Annotated in this window: 11 protein-coding genes; 5 read left to right on the top strand and 6 right to left on the bottom strand. The window is 45.3% G+C overall.

The annotated features are described in order from the left end of the window. The 6 genes from K339_RS0124350 to K339_RS34665 all read right to left on the bottom strand — a co-directional run bounded on the left by K339_RS0124350 (position 1) and on the right by K339_RS34665 (position 7,993). Positions 1–921: a nucleotidyl transferase AbiEii/AbiGii toxin family protein gene (locus tag K339_RS0124350; RefSeq protein WP_028525942.1), complete on the bottom strand. Its 921-nt coding sequence runs from the start codon at positions 919–921 to the stop codon at positions 1–3. Then, positions 905–1,318: a DUF6088 family protein gene (locus K339_RS0124345; RefSeq protein WP_028525941.1), complete on the bottom strand. Its 414-nt coding sequence runs from the start codon at positions 1,316–1,318 to the stop codon at positions 905–907. Before K339_RS0124345 ends, K339_RS0124350 begins: the two co-directional genes overlap by 17 nt. Before the next feature lie 90 nt (positions 1,319–1,408). After that, positions 1,409–2,446 carry a DUF3500 domain-containing protein gene (locus tag K339_RS0124340; RefSeq protein ID WP_051398217.1) on the bottom strand — a complete coding sequence of 346 codons (1,038 nt, stop codon included), beginning with the start codon at positions 2,444–2,446 and terminating at the stop codon, positions 1,409–1,411. Positions 2,447–2,758: 312 nt separating this feature from the next. After that, entirely contained in the window at positions 2,759–3,340 is a 582-nt protein-coding gene (locus K339_RS0124335; RefSeq protein ID WP_028525939.1) for a hypothetical protein, read from the bottom strand. A gap of 51 nt (positions 3,341–3,391) precedes the next feature. After that, entirely contained in the window at positions 3,392–5,164 is a 1,773-nt protein-coding gene (locus K339_RS0124330) for a beta-helix domain-containing protein (RefSeq protein ID WP_028525938.1), read from the bottom strand. A 30-nt stretch (positions 5,165–5,194) separates the two neighbouring features. Beyond that, complete coding sequence (locus K339_RS34665; protein WP_037301847.1) at positions 5,195–7,993, bottom strand: TonB-dependent receptor; 2,799 nt, start codon at positions 7,991–7,993, stop codon at positions 5,195–5,197. Between the two features lie 311 nt (positions 7,994–8,304). Here K339_RS34665 and K339_RS34660 point away from each other — a divergent pair, with 311 nt between their 5' ends. The 5 genes from K339_RS34660 to K339_RS0124300 all read left to right on the top strand — a co-directional run bounded on the left by K339_RS34660 (position 8,305) and on the right by K339_RS0124300 (position 19,523). Beyond that, a complete protein-coding gene (locus K339_RS34660) occupies positions 8,305–11,310 on the top strand; it encodes a serine hydrolase domain-containing protein (protein ID WP_229598809.1) in 3,006 nt (1,001 codons plus the stop codon). Between the two features lie 82 nt (positions 11,311–11,392). After that, positions 11,393–16,258 (top strand): beta strand repeat-containing protein, encoded by a 4,866-nt coding sequence (locus K339_RS0124315; RefSeq protein WP_028525937.1) that lies wholly within the window; start codon positions 11,393–11,395, stop codon positions 16,256–16,258. An 82-nt stretch (positions 16,259–16,340) separates the two neighbouring features. Next, positions 16,341–18,080, top strand: a complete 1,740-nt coding sequence (locus tag K339_RS34655; protein WP_051398216.1) for a 3-keto-alpha-glucoside-1,2-lyase-like domain-containing protein — start codon at positions 16,341–16,343, stop codon at positions 18,078–18,080. Between the two features lie 81 nt (positions 18,081–18,161). Then, a complete protein-coding gene (locus tag K339_RS0124305; protein WP_028525936.1) occupies positions 18,162–18,623 on the top strand; it encodes a thioredoxin family protein in 462 nt (153 codons plus the stop codon). 78 nt (positions 18,624–18,701) lie between these two features. After that, on the top strand, positions 18,702–19,523 hold the full coding sequence (locus K339_RS0124300) for an alpha/beta hydrolase (protein WP_028525935.1): 822 nt from the start codon (positions 18,702–18,704) through the stop codon (positions 19,521–19,523). Positions 19,524–19,957 lie beyond the last annotated feature (434 nt).

Here is a 19,957-nt window from a genome sequence, read left to right as displayed (position 1 = left end):
TCAACGTATTTTACTTAAAATTCCTTGTACATTAGCTATGGCCTCCGTAAATGTAGGTACAGTAACGCTATCACTGTACACCATTGCTTTGACGTAAGTATCGTATTCTTGAAAGTACTGGGCGTCTGTTTGTAGAATTTGTAGCATTAAATCTAGCTTTTCCGAAATAGCTAGTCCTTGTATTTCCACGGCGCGATTGGTATCACGCTCTACGGTTATTTTTGCTATCTCAGAAAAATCATTGTGCGCTAAAATAGCCTTACTTAGCTTGGCTAAGTCGTGCAAATGTCTCACTATTTCAGGTTGTTTATCATTTTCTCCTCTAATTCTTGATGGTACTCGCCAGACAAGCGCACTTAATTTATCTGCCGCATTTTCTACGGGGTTGATACAAGCAATTCTGTTAACTTCTGGGGGTTTGCCAGCCACTTCATTTATAATGGAGGAAACGGGTAAATCAACGAATGGAAGTAGAAGGTCAGAAAGCACAAATTCGAGCTTGATATGGGGACGTAACGCATCGGTAGGATTACAGACCGTAGGATAAGCCAGGTCAATTTTTAGGTATCTATTGTTATCTCTGGCAGTTATGTTTAAAACTTCAAACTCTTGACTTAGTAATTCAATGAGGTAGTACTTAAATTCAGATAGAGACTTCCTAATTACCGAGACACCTTGGTTTGCCAATCTGGGAGCAATAATTCTAAAGTCAATGTCCTCTGAAAAACGTTCAATTAGTTTGTGGGCTTTAGAAAGTGCCGTTCCTCCCGTAAAAACAATCAAGAAATCAAGATAGGGGTTTCCCGCAATGGTTTTGATAACCTGAGTTACAAACCAGTCTTTTTCAATAAAAGCCTCATTAATACTTGATTTTAACAGGGCAACTTCTTCAAGTAGGGACTTATCAAGGGGTGCGTTCATAGGCTAAATACATTCCTTTATAACCTATTTTACGGCTAACTCTTCCTTTTACTCCTATCATTCTACCTGTAGGTATTTGAGTAGAACGCCCTTCCTGGTAAGCTATTTCGGCTTTAGTAGGTGCTATTGGGATATTTAATCGACGAAGCGCCTCTTTTCCTAACGTTGGTAAAGTTGCTGCAGGAACGGTTTCACCATTAAGGGCAGAAATTTTGGTTTTAGCGTATAGCCCATATCCAAGTTTAACGAGTTTTCCTTTCGTGATTAGATACTTTAAAGCTCTCCCCACTTGATCATAACCTCCCAAGTCCAAAAAATCGTCGCGTAAGAAGATATTTGACTTCTTTCGTACAATTCTTTTTAAGATTTTAGACTCCAATGAAGTTCGCTTATTCATCTGAATAACAGTATTTTATTTCAGCAAAAATACGACATTTTTTAGATACAAAAATACGACATTTTTTGTTCCTCATAATTTATCCTTCCCTCACTTTCGATGCCCAGCCTCGTAATGGGCTTTGAGGAGGTCTTCGCCCCAATCGTCGGTTAAGTCGCGGACAATCGAATGCACGTGATTGGCGTTATTTTGGGTGTTGTCGTATTCAATAAGTAACGTAGGGCCGTGGATACGGTAATAATGCCCTTTCCCTGCGCCTCGAATGGGCTTTTGGTCGCCCATCCAACTGAACGTAACGGCGTTTAAGTCAGCTTTTTGGAGCCGATTGAGGGCTTGGTTTTTGAGCGTTACGTGGTAGCGATCAAAATAAACGTGGAGGAGTTTTTTGAAAAGGGCTTGTTGGGGAGCCGTCATTTCTCCCAATGCCAATCCTTCCCGTTTTTCTAGTAGCGCTCGTCTGCTGTTGGTCGTCAACATGTCGCTGGGAGCTTTTGGAGAAAGGACGACTCGGGCAAGCTGTTTTTCATCCAAAGAATGTAGCAACTGAAAAGCCGCTTCTGCTTCCGCTTGCAGCACTTGTTTTCCTTCTTGAATAAAACCAGGGAGCACAAGGGCAGGATTACTTCCAAAAAAACTTGGTAAAAATTCGACGTTGTCGCCAACGAATGTAAAGTGTAACGACAAATGGTGTCCTTCTACACTCCATCCCCAAGGCTGTTTGGTTGAAGGTGTACCAAACACCAAGAAGGCATAATTTTCGGGGTCGCGGTAGGTATCGTTTTCGGGTCGTTTTTCTACTTGTCGCAGCACGTGTTCGAGCGCGATGATGGCTTCTGCTTTTTTGATTCCTTCTTGGCTTAGTGCTACAATAAGGAGCTGCATAGCTGCTTTTCGTTGGGCGTCGTTCATTTGTTTGAGCGGAAGCCCCTTGCGCGTTCGGGGCGTGTAGTTCCAGTCAAAACGCCACTCGGAGTCGAAGGGCAACGTCGCCTCCAATTTTTGTTCCGAAGAGAGTGTTTCTAAAAATGCAGAGGCCGTCGTTCGCATTTGGGTGCTAAGCGAGGGTTGAGCCACGGCTTGGTAGAAGAAACCAAAGAGGGCAACGAAAAAGGCGAAGATAGGTTTCATTTTTGTTTTTAGTTGAAAATCAAAACGTTGGGTTTTTCTACTCTAAGTACACTGTTGAGTAAATAGCTTCATTTTTTGCCCGCAGAAGCCCGCAGAATACTACAAACGCAGATTTTCGCTGATAAATGACCTAATGAAGTTATTTTCATCGGCGAAAATCTGCGGCTCTTACTCTGCGTCAATCTGCGGGTAAAACTTAAAAAACTTAGCTAGTAATGTACTGGGAGTCGAACGTGCCTGAAGTAGAAATAAACGAAAAAAACCAGAAGCATTTGCCTCTGGCTTTTCTTATAATCTGACACCAATATGAATTTATTTCAGCGGAATGGCTAAGTTATTTCTAGGTACCCATTCGTGAATGTTTTTATCGTACTTGAGGGTGGAGTCGGGCCACTCAACGTACATCTTCATGGTCAAGTATTTGTCGATATTTCCTTCTTTTGTCATTGCTTTAAACAAAAATCCGCCTCGTTCAACTACCACTGTTTCCTCCTTAAAATGAGGTGTACACCAAAGCTCTTCGTACTCGGTGGGCATCAACTTCGCCCCTAATTTAAACTTTCCTCCTACTCCTCTTCTAAACATCCCACTACCTACGGGGCGGGTGATAAAGAAATAATGCGTGGAGTCGGACGTCACGAAATAGTTGACCAACTTGTACTGCGGCAACCGACCTACATACTCCTGACGAAACTTAGCATCGAAGCGGGTGGCATTGGTTGCTCCACGAGCGTATTGACTCGTATAAGTAATGATGTTGACCAATAACGTATCTTGTTCGGCTTGTGAGAAGTACGTTTTGGCTTGGTACGGGTCTTTTTTACAACCCAAAAAAAACGGGGCGCTTAAAGCAACAATAAAGAGAAAGAACGCGGTTGAAAAATGTGTTTTCATAGTTTCGGAGAGTCTGCTTTTAAAGACTCCCCGAAAGATAGTCAGCAATTATTATTTGCTATAATCTGTTGTACCAGGACTGAAGTTCGACCACTTCGCAGTCCAATCATTGTCTTTAAATGCACCGACAAAATCGGTCGCGGTAAAGTAGGATCCAGTAGGTGCTACCCCACCTTTCGTCAGCGTTTCAGTAGCTGAAGTCCCCACAGTGAAAGTAGGACGGCCTGCTCCAAAAATAGTTGTACTAACTCCCGTCACAGACCAATCTTCCAGAATTTTATTACCTGCCTGAGCTGCAAACCACTCCGAAGGTTTTTTCCCAGATATATTGGCTAAAGCGACTGGTGTAGAGGCTGTATTCACGTCACGAACTGCAAATCCATTCGGGTTTCCTGCACCTGCACCAAAGTTGTTAGTTCCCCAGCTTTTCACTCCTGATAGTACAACTCGGTTCAAAACTAATTTACCTTCTTCTGCATTTGTTAAAGTAGATACAGCACCAGTAGGATCCATAAAAATACCGTTAGGATAACCAGTTACAAAAGTATTGTGTATCTTAACTTGGGCATTGCGGCGTAGGTGCATACCGTTCTGAAATTGAACACTAATAGCAGTAGTATTATCTTGCTTAGGTCCAATCAAAGAGAAATTCGATAATGTAGCAGTAGTTGCAGGTGTATTGGTTGTTCCAGAACCATCGTTGTCAATTTCAAAACCATTTGAACCTGACTGGTCAGCTATTGATGCTCCGCGTAAACCTATCCCATACTGTAGGTTACCGCTATAACCATTGTCCATATCAAAATCATCATCAATACCACGGTAGGCTACTAAATACTTACCATTGACAGCACCACCAAACCACTCAAAAGAATCATCTCCACCGTACGAAGCTTGCACATACTCCAATGTTGTCCCTGAACCCACTGAACCAAAAGTAAATGAATTTACTTCTTGGTTAGGATTAATAGGAATACCAGCATATTCAACACGTACGTATTTCAATGAACCAGAATTATCGGCATTGTCAGTGCCGCCATGGAACGCACCATATTGACCTTCCAATTCAGCAACTCCCTTAACCCCGGCTGTGGTGACGTTATTAAGTCCTTTTCCACAAATTACTAATCCGCCCCAGTCACCTGCTTCGCGCTCACCGATAGCACGCTCAGAGGTAAACACGATTGGCTCATCAACAGTACCATTGGCGATAATTTTACTTCCGCGCTGAATAATCAAGGTTGCTTTTGAAGAACGTTCACCAATAATGACCGTTCCTGCTTGAATTGTCAACGTTCCCGTTTTAGTAGGAGTACCATCCACTTTTAGGTCCTCACCAACACGTACAAATCCTTTCAGTTTGTATATTTTGTCTTTTGTCCAGCTAATGTTTCCTTCCAAAACTCCAGAAACATCTACCACTTGTTTGGCAGGAACTGCTGATACCGTAATTACCTGTGTAGCAACGGTGGAAGCTTGGTCTTTGTTGTCGGTGGCTTGAAAAGTAAATACTACAGTAGAACCTACAGGAAGTGATTCAATTGTATAATCTTTTGAATACGAAATGCTTGTTTCACCTGTGTATGCTTTGCTCTCAAATGTTTGACCATTTTTAAGAATTGTAAGGGTTTTTAGCCCACCCGGTGCATTGATAGTGGCAGTCACTTTAGCGACATCCCCTACCTTGCTGCTCACAGCAGCTCCTGCTGAAATAGTTGGTACGGGAACAATTTCTTCTTCTTTGGTACAGGCGTTGAAAATCATCGCTGCCGATAGCAAAATCGCTATTGTACGAAGAATGTGTGTGTGTTTAAACAAATTCATGAGTTTGAGAATTGATTTGATTGGTTATTTTTATAATATCCGATACGAAAATCCGAATTGGAGCATTCTACCTGGGCGGTAAGTCTGGATAAGCTGGTCATTTTTACGGTCAAATTTTTTGTCACCGTTACCATTTTGAAGCAATACGTTCGTTTGATTAAGGATGTCTGTTACCCCTCCTTTGAGTACCCAACGCTTACCAACTTCTTTTGAGAAAGTAATGTCTAATACATTGCGCGGCATTTCATAAATGTCAGGATAACCTTCAAAACCAGCAGCGAAGATTCGACGCCCAATGACGTTGTACAAAATATTTACCTGTAACCCTGATTTTGTGTTGTTGTAATTTAGTCCTACGTTGACAATGTACGGTGATTGACCCTGAAGTGGGCGGTCATCTGACTGGCCTAAACCCAATGTTCCTAATTTAATTCGACTGAAAATAAGCGCCGCATTGAACAAAAGGCTCATATTCTGTAAGACTGGTGACGCGCCAAATGAAGCTAAACCTTTACGAATTTCTAGTTCCATTCCTGAGCTAACAGAGCTTTTTGCATTGGCAAATGTGAATGTTTTTGCACCACCTGAACCTGCCCCTGGAACAACAATTACCTCAATAGGATTAGTAAAATATTTGTAGAATCCAGCCAAGCTTACTACTTCGTTGGGAGTTGGATACCATTCATAACGAAGGTCAAAATTATCAACGTTAGCCGTTTGTACTTCTGGATTTCCTTTGTAAACAATATTGTAATCAAAGTCATAAAATGCGAACGGTGCTAACTCACGAAACTCTGGACGATTCAACGTCCGTCCATAGGCTGCTCTTAGGAGACTTTTTTCTGAAAAATTGTATGTAACATTTAGTGACGGCAACAACTTATTGACTGGAAAGCTTACGTTGACGGGTTCACCATTGATGGTAGCAGACGACAACTTTTGTGTGTTGGATTCATAACGTAAACCAGCTATTAAGTTTATCTTCTTTGACAACGGAAGGTTGGCCGAACCGTAGAAGGCTAGTAAGTCATTGCTTGCTTTATACGAGTCACTGTTATTGGTTTGTTCATCAATACGGATACCGTCTGTATTATTGATATTAGCAGGTTGAAATAACTGTGAAATTGTTCCTCCCAAAATTTCTGGATTGGTACGACTTGTACGAACATAGCCAAGGTTACGAGCCTTAAAATCACGTTCTTTGCTCTCATAATAAGTTCCTGCTTTGAATTCTACCTCTGAACCGTTTTTAAGCGCTACTTTTTGGGTAAGATTAACTCCTCCTGTAAGTGAAGTTTCTCTCATTTCGGAAGAAAAACGTCCCAAGAAAAAAGCCGCAGCTGTTCCGACAGGTACATAAAGCGTGCGCTGCCCGTTTGATTCATCTATATCCGAACGATAACGACGATAATCGGGCTGGTCACGATAGGCATTGTTATAACCAACTACCCAATCAACCAAAGTTTTTTTGCCATTAAATTTATGGTTCCCAGTTAACTGCCCTGTATAAATACCACGATATACTTGGTCGAAAGAATAGCTATCAGGTGAATAATTTGACTCTAGGTTTCGGCCTGTACGATTAACTGTACTTGAATTACTCAACTGATTAAACAAGTTTTTAAAATCAACAGCGTGGTTTTCGTTGAAGCGAACCGACCAGTTGTGAAGTACCCCTACTCGAATATTACGGTTTGACTGAGCGTCATTATAATTATAGATAACTGACTGTTGATTGTTGTTACTTTCGTTAAAGTCTTTACGGTTAATTTCAAAAGCCGTGCGAGCATCACTATAATTAAGAGCTGTAACGTTTCCAAAACGAATACTTCCTGCTTGAAACTTGAAGTTGCCAGTCAATGAATAACGTTGGTCAGGAACAGCTAAGGTGCGGTTGGTTGTCCAATTGTTACGTAATGCTCTTCCCGCAAGTTCGAGTTCGGCAGGAGTTGCAAAATTTAGATTTTTCTTAGGAAAGCTACTTGGAATGTCTTGGTAGCCATTGTTGAAGCCCATCCAGTAATTTTTTCCCTGTTCAGGCTGATCAAAATCTCCGAATGTAGTGCCTTGACGAATGCTAACTCCGTAATCAAATACAATACTGGTTTGATCAGGTATATTTTTGGTGAAAATTTTAACAACACCTCCTGCAAATTCACCTGGAAGTTCTGCGGCTGGGCTCTTAAAAATAAGGAGACGGTCGATTTGTGAGCTAGGAATAATGTCAAATGAGAAGGACTTCACGTCCGTTTCCATCGAAGGCGTAAAAGCGTTGTGAAGCATTACGTTGTTATAACGTGAATTAAGACCACGAATATTAATAAAACGATCACCTACAATCGTAATCCCTGGCACGCGTTTTACTACTTGCGCCGCGTCGCGGTCGAGGGAGCGAGTGATTTGCTGTGATGAAATACCGCTGACGATGTTTTGAGAAGCTTTAATCTCGCTAATGACCGACACTTCGGTGTTGGTTTGGCGGGTCGCTACTACTTTTACTTCGGCAAGGGTAGCAGCTGCTTCCAAAAGCGCCGTATTGATTTCAGTGATTTTTTCGGCTTCTATTTTTACGTTTGGAATATTTTCGGTGCGGTATGAAACATACGTAACTTCTACCGTGTAAGCGCCCGCAGGAACTTTAGCCATTGAGAAAAACCCATTAACGTCGGTCGTTGATCCTAATTGAGTGCCTACGATTCTTACGGTTGCGCCAATAAGCGTTTCTTTTGTTTTGGCATCGGTGATTGTTCCGCGAAGTGTTCCTGTTTGGGCAAAAGTGGCAAAACTCAGCAGAAGCATCGCCAATAAGGCAGTAAATTGTCGTAACATTTTTTGAATGGTCAACATTTGGGAGTTGTAATATTTGATTCTATTTGGTGTCGTAAATCCTTTATCAGGATTGCGCTGCAAAGGTAGAAGTGCAATATTAAGTCAATGTTAACCCAGTATTACGGCTAGGTTATATTTGAAAAATCAGCGGATAAGTACCTATAATTCACCTTGTTTTAAGAAATGACCCATTGGTTAAATTTAGTTTATAAATAATAAACAGTTCAGGTTAAATTGTACCAGAATATCGGTTTTGTACAATTTTTGTGGAGAGGTTTTAGTAACTTTGTCGCTATTTTTAAATCAGTGAAATGAAGATTTTTTGGACGAATTCTATTGCAGGAGTTATCATAAGTGTTGGCGTTGCGATGGGGCTAATGGGCTCTTATCACAAAGAGGCAGACGGAAAGCCTACGCAATGGGCGCTAAAAGAAGACAATGCTCCCTCTAAAGCAGTTTTTGAAGCAAATCGCTGGGCAGATAGTGTCTTTAGCAAGATGACCCTTGAAGAAAAAATCGGGCAGGTTTTTATGATTGCCACCTACTCAGACCGTAATGAGACCTATTATCGGCACGTGGACAATCTCATCAAAAATCATCATATCGGCGGGCTCATTTTTTTCAAAGGCGGGCCTTCCCGCCAAGCAAAACTCGTAAACCGTTATCAAGCACTCTCAAAAGTACCCTTGATGGTGGGCATCGACGGCGAATGGGGGCTGGGAATGCGCCTCGACAGTATCGACGATTTCCCCAAACAAATGACCCTCGGCGCCATTCAGGATAATCAATATATTTATAAAATGGGGCGGATGATTGGCCGTCAGTGCCAGTTGGCGGGTATCCAAGTCAATTTTGCACCCGTGGCCGACATCAACTCAAACCCTCGTAACCCCGTGATTGGACTACGCTCGTTTGGAGAAGACCGTGAGAATGTAACCGCAAAAGCGGCTGCGTATATGAAAGGACTTCAGCACCAACGGGTGATTGCCACTGCCAAACACTTCCCTGGACATGGCGATACTGGCACCGACTCCCACTTTACCTTACCTGTACTTTCACACTCGACCGACCATTTAACCCAAACTGACTTATATCCTTTTCAAAAACTGATTGCCGACAGCCTTACGGGAATCATCACGGGGCATTTATACGTCCCCGTTCTTGACAATCGTCCTCACCTTGCCTCTTCGCTTTCTGAAAAAATAGTAACCGATTTACTCAAAAAACAAATGGGCTTTCAGGGATTGGTCTTTACTGATGCCATGAACATGAAGGGTGTCACGCGTGGCCGAACACCCGTTGAAGCTAACATTAAAGCATTGGTAGCAGGAAATGATGTACTGCTATACCCCGAAAGCGTGATTGAGTCGGTGCGGCGTATCAAAGAAGGGGTATCGAGAGGGACGATTCCTATGGATGTCATCGACGAAAAAGTACGAAAAATATTACGGGCCAAATATTGGACAGGCTTGCACCTTACCAAGCCAATTCCTGTTGTCGCCCTCAACGCATCACTGCAAGCCCCCGAAGTAAAAGCCCTCACGCGTGATTTGTGCGAACAAGCCGTCACTTTGGTACGCAACGATAACCAACTCTTGCCACTTTCATCGCTCGACACTTGTAGTTTTGCCTCGATTGCCATCGGGGGCGGGGGTATCAATCTGTTCCAACAAACTTTGAGCAAATATGCCCCGTTCAAGCATATTGTGTATGCCGACAAACCTACCACCAACCAAGAAATAGAAGGTCTGGTGGCACAAGCAGCCAACGCCAACGTGGTGATGGTTAGTTTGCACGATACCCGGCGCAATTTTAATCGTCCTTTTACCATTACGCCTGCCACGGTTGAACTTCTCAACCGCTTGCAACAAAAAGCCAAGGTGATTGTGAGCATTTTTGCCACCCCTTACGCCTTGAAGCAACTACCCGCAACTTCCGCAGTGGTATGTGCTTACGAGAACCTCCCCGACCTTGAAGTAGTAGCTGCGGAGCAGATTTTTGGAGCGTTGCCATTCAAAGGTAAGCTACCCGTTTCCATTGAAAACACCTATGAGTTAGGAACGGGTATCGTCACCAAGCCACTCAACCGCCTACAAATCGGCTATCCCGAACAAGTCGGTATGAGTGCTGAGGTTTTAAACAAAATCGACACCCTCGTCGAACGCTCGATTCAGGCGCGCATTTTCCCTGGCTGTGAAGTAGTAGTGGCACGCAAAGGGCGCGTGGTGTTTCAGCGGAGCTATGGCACCTTGACTTACGATAACCTCACCGAAAAAGTAACCAACGAAACCCTCTATGACGTAGCGTCGGTGACCAAAGTAGCGGCCACCCTCCAAGCCGTGATGTACCTACACGAAGAAGGTGTTTTGGACTTAAAACAAAAAGCGGCACACTATTTGCCTGAACTCGTAGGTACAAACAAAGCAGCAATTACCATCGAGGACTTACTACTGCATCGGTCGGGCTTGGTGTCATTTTATCCCAAACTTTGGGAACGTACCAAAACAGGCGGCGGTGGGCTGATGACCGAGTATTACAGCTCGATTCGCGACAGTGTCTATTCGATGCAAATTGCGCCCAAGCTTTTTGCCCAACCCGCCCTGCGCGATTCGGTTTGGAAAGGCATTATCCAGTCGCCGATGCGTAAAGAAGTCAATGGGAAGCATTCGTTTGTGTATAGTGATTTGGGGATTTTGGTGCTACAAAAAGTGGTAGAACGAATCACCAATCAGCCGTTAGATGAGTTTTTGAGTCAAAATTTCTACGAACCACTCGGAATGATGACGACGACCTATTCGCCTTTGGGGCGTTTTCCAGAAAGTCAGATTGCACCTACTGAAAACGACTTTTCGTACCGAAACCAGTTGCTCAGGGGCACAGTTCATGACCAAATGGCGGCGGTTTATGGGGGTGTGGCGGGTCATGCGGGTTTGTTCAGCACAGCCTACGACTTGGCCATTTTGATGCAAATGAACCTACAAAAAGGATACTACGGCGACCGTCGGTATTTTCAAGAAGAAACCCTACCCTTCTTTTCTAAAATGTATGACTCGGCCCATCACCGTGGGTTAGGTTGGGACAAAGCTCCCTCCAACGGGGAGAGCAATTTTGTGGCGGCGACTGCTTCATCCAATTCGTTTGGGCATTCGGGTTTTACGGGCACTCTGGTGTGGGCTGACCCCAAAGAAGAACTGGTGTTTGTGATGTTGTCAAACCGCGTGCATCCCAATGCAGAAAACAATGAAATCAACCGAAAACGAATCCGTCGGAGGGTCCACGAAATCGTTTATCAGGCCATTCTCAAAGACGGAAAATAAATCTCATTCTTTGAAAAGTGATGATGTATCAATAAAGAGGTAATTTTAAGCGTTTTTATCAAAATCAATACATTAACGGATTATGTTCAAAAAACTACTTTTTCTAAGCTGTGCCGCTTTGCTGGTTTGTGGGGTAATTTTTGAGAGTGCAGCTCAAAGTATTAGCTCCGTTATAGTCACCAGTACGTCGGGTGTCATCCCTGCGGGTGGCTATTGCGCTGGCCAAGGAGTACGGGTATCGTTTAGTGCAACAGGCTTTGCAGGAACTCCTACTTTTTCGGTACAGTTATCGGACGCTGCGGGGGTCTTCCCTGCTACTCCCAACGTCATTGGCTCGGGCAACACTAGTCCCATTTCGGCCAACATCCCCGTGGGTACAAGTGCAGGTTCAGGCTACAAAATACGCGTCACTTCAGGGCTGACTACTTCGGCAGGCAGTGCGTCATTTACGGTCAACCCCGTTGCCACTGTGAACCCCGTCAGTAATGTAACCGCTTGTAGTGGAGCAGGTGTAAGTGGCATTTCTTTTAACAGCTCTAGTGCTGGTGCAACGTTCTTTTGGACGAGTTCCACCAACATTGGCTTTGGCACATCGGGTTCAGGAAATATCCCTAACTTTACCGCCGTCAACAATGGAACTTCAAACGTCACTGCCAATGTCAGCGTTGTCCCTTCTGTTAATGGATGTGTAGGATTAGCCTCTTCGTTTGATGTAACTGTGCGCCCGGTAGCGACAGTCAACAGCATTTCGTCGGTCAATTTGTGTAACGGAGCAGCGGGGGCAAGTATCAATTTTAGCAGCCCAACGGCTGGCACTACCTTCACTTGGACCAGTTCGGCAAACGTAGGATTTGGAAACTCGGGTTCGGGTTCTATCCCTGCTTTCACCGCTACCAACCCAGGCACGTCTTCGGTGACTTCGACCGTCACTGTCACTCCCAATCTCAACGGATGCCCAGGGCCCGCGCAGTCATTTAACGTGACAGTCAACCCGACCAATGCCACCGTCAATCCTATTTCAAACCTTTCATACTGCGACGATACATCAGCACCTTCCATCAACTTTACCAGTTCTTCGGCAGGTGCCTCGTTTGATTGGACATCGTCTGCCAATATTGGCTTTGGCACTTCTGGCTCAGGGCCTATTCCTGCATTCATTGCCAACAACAATAGCAACGCTGACGTCACTGCCACCATTACTGTTACACCACGAGTGGGCGGTTGTGCGGGCAATCCAACGACTTTTACGGTCACGGTTAAACACAAACCCACTGTCAACACCATTTCAAATGTGATTACTTGTAATGGAAACAGCAACGCCGCCATCGCCTTGGCAAGCTTCTCGGCGGGAGCAACATTCGCATGGACTAGCTCAGTAAACGTCGGTTTTGGCACCTCAGGTACTGGAAATATTCCTGCTTTTACGGCAATCAATGCGGGAGCAGGTATTCAAGTTGCTACCGTTACGGTAACACCTTCGGTGGGAGGATGCACAGGAAACAGCACTTCTTTTAGCGTAACTGTCAATCCCACGACCAGCGTCAATACCGTTGCCAACGCCGCCTTCTGCGGTGGAATCCCAGTAGCAGGGATAAATTTCTCCAGCCCTGTGGCAGGTACTACATACAGTTGGACAAGCACGGCAAACGTGGGCTTTGGCACGTCAGGAACAGGCAATATCCCAGCTTACACCACCATCAGTTCTAGCACCACTCCTGTCGTTGCAACGGTGACGGTTACCCCTAGTGTTGGGGCTTGTCCAGGAGCGTCAAAAACATTCACTGTTACTGTAAATCCTGCCCCAACGGTCAACACCATTACCAACGCCGTCTATTGTAATGCGGCTTCAGGTTCGGCCATCACGTTTTCAAGCCCTGTTACAGGAACGACCTACACTTGGTCAAGTTCAGTAAATATTGGTTTTGGGGTTTCGGGAACGGGTAATATTCCTGCTTATACCGCTACCAACGCCACCTCAAACCCCGTTATCAGTACCATCACTGTCACACCGAGTACAGGAACATGTACAGGCCCAGCTTCGACTTTCACCATCACTGTCAATCCTACGCCCGTTGTTGGCACAGTCGCGAATGCCATTTATTGTGGCAATGCTGGTGCGAGTGCGATTCCGTTTACCAGTTCCACATCGGGAACTACTTACGCTTGGTCAAGTAGTTCCAACGTAGGTTTCGGAACAGCGGGTACAGGAAATATTGCGGCTTTTACAACTGTTGATAGCGCCGGTGTCGTTTTGGGCAACATCACCGTTACGCCTACTGCCAATACCTGCGTAGGAGCCTCTAAAACATTTACCATCACCGTAAACCCTTCGCCTAAGGTTACGACCGTAAACAATGTGGCCTACTGTAATACTGCCCCAGGCGCCGCCATTGCTTTTACGAGTCCTACTTCGGGAAGTACCTATACGTGGACATCTTCGGCCAATGTTGGATTTGGGACATCAGGTTCGGGCAATATCGCTGCTTTTACGGTGGCCAATGCGGGCGTAGCACCCATTATTTCCACCGTGAGTGTTACGGCCAAAACCGCTACCTGTACTGGCCCAACAAAAACTTTCACCGTCACTGCTAACCCAACGCCGGTTGTTACGACACTCAGCAATTTGACGTATTGCGGAACAGTGACCGCCCCTGCTATTGCTTTCTCAAGCCTTACCTCAGGCACCACCTACGCCTGGACAAGCACGGCTAACGTAGGATTTGGAACAACAGGCACGGGCAATATCACCAGTTATACAGTAACAAACCCTATCGTTTCTGCCACAACCGCTACGGTGAGCGTGATTCCAACGGCCAATACCTGCGAAGGAACGGCCAAAACGTTTATCATTACAGTAAACCCAAGCCCAGTTGCTAGTAACATTGCTGATATTGCGCTGTGTGCGGGAGAAAAAGGGAACGCTATCGCATTTACAAGTGCTACCCCTAGCACGACGTTTAATTGGTCAACTCCTACCAACGTTGGTTTTGGCGTAGCAGGAACGGGCAATATCGCCGCTGGATTTAGCGCTTTAAATAACTCGCAGAATGTGGTTTCAACCACCATTAGTGTGGTGCCAGCAACATCACTTTGTACTGGAAAAACAGCGACTTTTGCTTTCGTAGTCAACCCAACTCCTGCCAATCCTACCGCTGCGTCACCAGTTGTATATTGTGCAACCGCCAACGCCACTGCTTTGGTCGCTAATGGAAGCAACATCAAATGGTACACCGAAGCCACAGGTGGCAGCGGAAGCGGCGTAGCCCCTACCCCTTCGACCAACAACTCAACCGATAACTCCGTCACAACCAGCTATTACGTTACGCAGACCAATCAATATACCTGCGAAAGCCAGCGTAGCCAAGTACAGGTAGTGGTAAAACCTCTGCCTCCTTCGGCACAAGTGACAAAGCAAGAATACCTTCTTTGTCAGTTTGACCCTGCCATTCAGTTGGATGCCAAAGTGCAAGGAACGGGCGAGTCGTTGCTTTGGATTTATCCTAACAGCAGCGAAACGGGGGTTATTCCTACCATCACCACCGACACAGGCTTTGAAGGAACTTATTCGGTGTTACAACTACGCGATGGCTGTCGAGGCCCTCGTACCGACATTCGGGTAAACGTACGCACGACGCCATTGCCTGCGGTGAGTCAAGTACCGATTGTCACTTGTCAAAACGCAACGCCACAGGCATTGTCGGCCACAGGAACAGCCTTAAAATGGTACAATACCAACAAAACAGGTGGCACTCCTCAGAGCACACCGAATATTCCACCAACACAAACGCCAGGTACTTACAATTTTTATGTGACCCAAACAGGCACCAATGGCTGTGAAAGTCCACGTGCCGAAATAGTAGTTGTCATTCAGCCACTCCCAAGTGCAACCATTAGCGGCGAAGGCACCATCACCCAAGGCCAGTCGGCACCGTTGTCAATTGCCTTTACGGGCCAAGGCCCTTGGACTTATACTTTGTCCAACGGATTAACATTTACGTCGTCTCAAAACCCGACCAACATCACCGTGAGTCCGTTGGAATCTACCATTTTTACGGTAACAAAAATTACCAACAATTGCGGTGAAGGTAGTCCAGCGGGAAGTGCTACCATCAATGTACGGGTGGCCACCATCGACGTTGGTAATCCAAGTGCTACCACCGTTTGTGCAGCTCAAACGTTCGATATCCCCTATTTTTCATCGGATTTCTTTCCGTCAAATACCCAGTTCCGCGTCCAAATCTCAAAGACAAACGACGATGCCAGCTTCCAAACCATTTCGACGGAAGGTTCAAGTACGCCACTAAAGGCCACAGTACCCGCCACGGCCACGGCAGGAACATACTTTGTACGGGTGATTGGGGTTGCTTCTAACTTTACGGTAAAAGGGAAAGTAAGCCCTGTACAAATTGTGGTGCGGGAATTGCCAACGGCGACCATTTCGGGGCCAGCGAACATTTACGAAAATGAAAGCGCAAAACTTTCGATTGCCTTTACGGGTGAAAATCCTTGGCGCGTAACCTACCGCGATAGCTTGGCCCAAAAAGACACCACGTTTTCAACCACTGTCTCGCCTTTTGAGTTTACCGTACGTCCTGAAAAAACAAACCTCTATCGTATCGTTTCGATTAGCAACGGTTGCGGAAACGGGCCAGCGACCTCACGCCTTACCTTGACGGTCAGCCCGTTATTGTCGGTCAATCCAAACCAATCAAGTGATTGGTTGAGCGTCTATCCTGTGCCAGTTCAGACGCGTTGTACCATCGAAATCCAAGGAGGTGCACCTGCGTCGATTACCGTCACCGATGGCTATGGGCGCGTTTTGTTACGGCAACAAACGGCCACCAGCAGAGACGAGGTTGACTTTACGACGCTTACCCCAGGGGTTTATTTCCTAAATGCAGAACAAAATGGACGCGTAGCGCGACGAAAAATCGTAAAAGTGCAGTAGAATTTAAGTACTTCGGAGTTTGTTTGTCGAAACAAACGTACCTTTGCAAAAGGTAAACAAGTAAGCCGAAGCACTTTTGACTATGAAAATACGCATTGCATATCAAGCCGGCTGTCTTCTTTTGGCAGTCGGTTTTGCTTTTTCAGTACATGCCCAAAAAAATGGCATGACCCAACTCCCCACCCACGAAGGAGGAGCGTTTCAACTCACAGGAAGCTGGAAGTCAGCCCAGGCGGTGACAATGCACCCCGACAAAAAAGATGTTGTAAAAACAACCGCTCTTTCTGACAAAGCGGCGGGGATTTTGGTTGGCAGTTCTGCGGCCAAAGCCACCACCGAATTAGGCGCAGGCGATGTGGTTCTACAACTTGATTTTATGTTGTCGCCCACAGGAAGTGCCGTAGTGAAACTTCCAGGTGGCTATGACATCCAACTGAGCGATAGTTGGAAAAATCCCAAGCTCGATGGTAGCGCAAGTGGGTCGATAGCAGGGCTAATGCCTCTTCAAAATGCTAGTAAAGCACCAGGACTTTGGCAACAATTATTGGTTCAATTTAAACGACCTACCAAAACGTCGGCAGCCCAAATAGAAAAACTAACCCTCAACGGGTCAGTGATTCAAGAAAATACTTTTTTAAGTGCGGCTCCTTCTTCCCAATCAAGCATTTCGTTAGAGGTGACCTCTGGCAATGTGGCATTTAAAAATGTGTATTATCAATTGCTGAACGATACGCACCCATTGACCCTCAAAAACCTCACTTACACCCTTTACAAAGCAGGAAACGACCGCCCAAAGGCATTGTTAAGTGAAAATATTCTCAAAAAAGATACAACCTCTATCCTGACCAGAGAATGGGGTGTTGGCAACAACAGCTTTTATTTGGTTTATGAAGGAAACATGGACGTAGCCCAAGAAGGCGACTACCTGATTCAGCTTATCTATATGTCGAATGCTTCGTTGGAGATAGATGGCAAGCAAATACTTCCTTACCAATGGAATGATTTTCAACAAAACTACGTCCCCGCAACCGTACATTTGACCAAAGGTTCGCATCCGTTCCGCTTAGATTTCCACAAATTTACTTGGCGCCGCCCTGCGCTTGGCATGATGGTTTCGACCCAAGGCGTTCGTCCGTACCCACTTCACGTATTGTCGTCGGTACCCGAACCACAGCCTATACCGACCATCGAAGTAACCGCGACGGGAGGTAAAGCCGAGCTGGTACGTTCGTTTATCCAACGCCAAGGCGAAAAAAACAAACGCACCCACTGCCTTTCGGTAGGCACGCCCGAAGGTGTACATTATACGTTAGACCTCAATTGGGGTTCTTTGTTGCAGTTTTGGAAAGGGCCTTTTGCCAACGTTACCGAAATGTGGTACGAACGCGGCGAACCGCAAATTTTACACCCAATGGGCACAACAACGACCACAAAAGGTCAGGTAGATTGGGCCGTGCTGACCGATATGAATGCGGCTTGGCCCGATTCTCTCTCGCAGCTCACCTACAAAGGATATCGCTTATCGCCCGACGGTGTACCAACCACCACTTATCGCCTCAATAATGCCGATATTACAGACGAAATTACGCCCGATAATGGCGGTTTAACGCGTACTATCAATGGAAATCTCCCGAACGGCTACGTACGATTGGTGAGTGGCAATAGTATTTCGCAGCTCGAAAAAGGGCTTTATGAAGTAAATGGACAAAGTTATTTTGTACGAATAGACCCTAAGAGTAAACCCGTAGTTCGCAACGTTGGTGGACAACAAGAATTGCTTTTGCCGCTCAACGGTACCGTGCGTTATTCATTGATTTGGTAAGTTTTATGGGTTGACCAAACCATTTTGCACGAAATTTGCGTTTTATGCTCAAACGAATTGACAATCTAATTATCTAAACCGATGCAACGTTTCATTTTTGTTCTCGCCATAGCGGCTGTTTTATTTACAGGCATGGCAGCGACCACTCCATCTGCGCCTGCACCTTCTACCACTGCCCCTAAAGCAGATGGCATTCAATTTGTGGATTTGCCTTGGGCTAAAGTGCTCGAAAAGGCTAAAAAAGAGAAAAAAATCATCTTTTTTGATGCCTACGCAAGCTGGTGTGGCCCTTGTAAAATGATGCAAAAAAATGTGTTTACGCGCAAAGACGTCGGCGATTATTTCAACGCGACGTTCATCAACGTGAAAAAAGATATGGAAATAGGCGAAGGGCCACAATTGGCCAACCGCTACCCCATCGAAGGCTATCCTACACTTTTCTTTGTGGATGGCAACGGCAAATTAGTTACCACGCACCTAGGCGCCATCATGGACGGCCCAGAGCTCATTAAATTTGCCAAAGCGGTAACTGGCAAAAAATAATTTGGTCTTATCCCACAAAAAAAGCCGTGAGTTTCACGGCTTTTTTTGTGGGGAATAACGCCTCTCACTTTATTCCTTATGATCATTAGAAAAAGTTGGACTAAGTGGCTCATTATTAGCCTACCAATCATTTTGTTCGCTTATATCGGTATTTACTTATTTCTCTATAGCATCAAAGATCAGCAAACCAAGCAGTATCGTTCCACATCGCTACCGAGTGACTTTAAATTCAGCTTCAACGAGCCAATGGAAGAGCTTATGATAAAAACCCCACAAGGAGGCTTGCTGAATGCCTTGTTGTTTAAAGCCCCCAGGGCTAAAGGCGTGATTTGTTTTTGGAAAGGGGGAGGGGGAACCTTAGCAAACTGGGGGCTAATTGCTCCTCGTTTTCTTCAATACGGATATGACGTACTGATTACGGATTATCGCCAACATGGAAAAAGTAAAGGTGCAATTAGCATAGCTAATTTTTACAGCGATGCTCAAACTGTTTACGATTCCTTGAAACTCAGGTATCGTGAAGACCGTATTGTAGTCTGCGGCTATTCTTTAGGAGGTAGGATAGCAGCCCATTTAGCCTCAACCAATCGCCCCAAATTTACCTTTCTAATTGACCCTTCGTCAGCAGGTGGTGATTTTAGTGACCGCTTTACAGATATATTGTATTACCCCTTTCCCTCGGTGAATGGCTTTACTTTTCTCACTGACCAAGATGTTCAGAAAGCACCAAGTCAAGTTATCGTCGTTAGTACTGACAATCCTCACAGTACAGCTTATCAGTTAAATTCCGTCCTCAGCGACCATGACCAGCATTTAGTCATTCCTAATTCGACCCATGCTAGCATTTTAAACCACCCTCAAACCATGCAACTGCTGAAAAAATTACTAGCTAGGCCTTAGCTTCAAACGCTTAGAAAGGTTCTATCTCACTCCTACGGGGCTTTATGGGTAGGGGTAATTACTGCTCTTCTACTAAGATTTCGCCCCGCCTGGGGCTGGCCAAGCTGGTTTGTGGTTAGCCTAAAAGCCTTTGTCGCCAACACATGAAAGATGCGTTTTTAACGCCTGACACCTTTCCCACAACGATTTCAGGCACTTGCTTGCAGTGTGATAAATTAGCGAGCCTCATGCCACCCCTACGGGGCTTCTTGGACGGGGAGAATGGCTCTTTTTTTCGCCCCGCTGGGGCTGTTGGATGATTGGTTTGCGTCCCATAAGCATTCGGGGCGAACCTCTGAAAAATGCGTTTTTAACGTATGACTCCTTTCCCGCAATGAATTCAGACGCTTACAGGGAGACCAAAGGGAGAGGTTTGGTGAAAAAATCGGCTTTTT

The organism is Runella limosa DSM 17973 (assembly GCF_000482465.1).
In the GTDB taxonomy this organism is placed as follows: Bacteria; Bacteroidota; Bacteroidia; order Cytophagales; family Spirosomataceae; genus Runella; species Runella limosa.
This window is presented reverse-complemented; position numbering and strand designations above follow the sequence as displayed.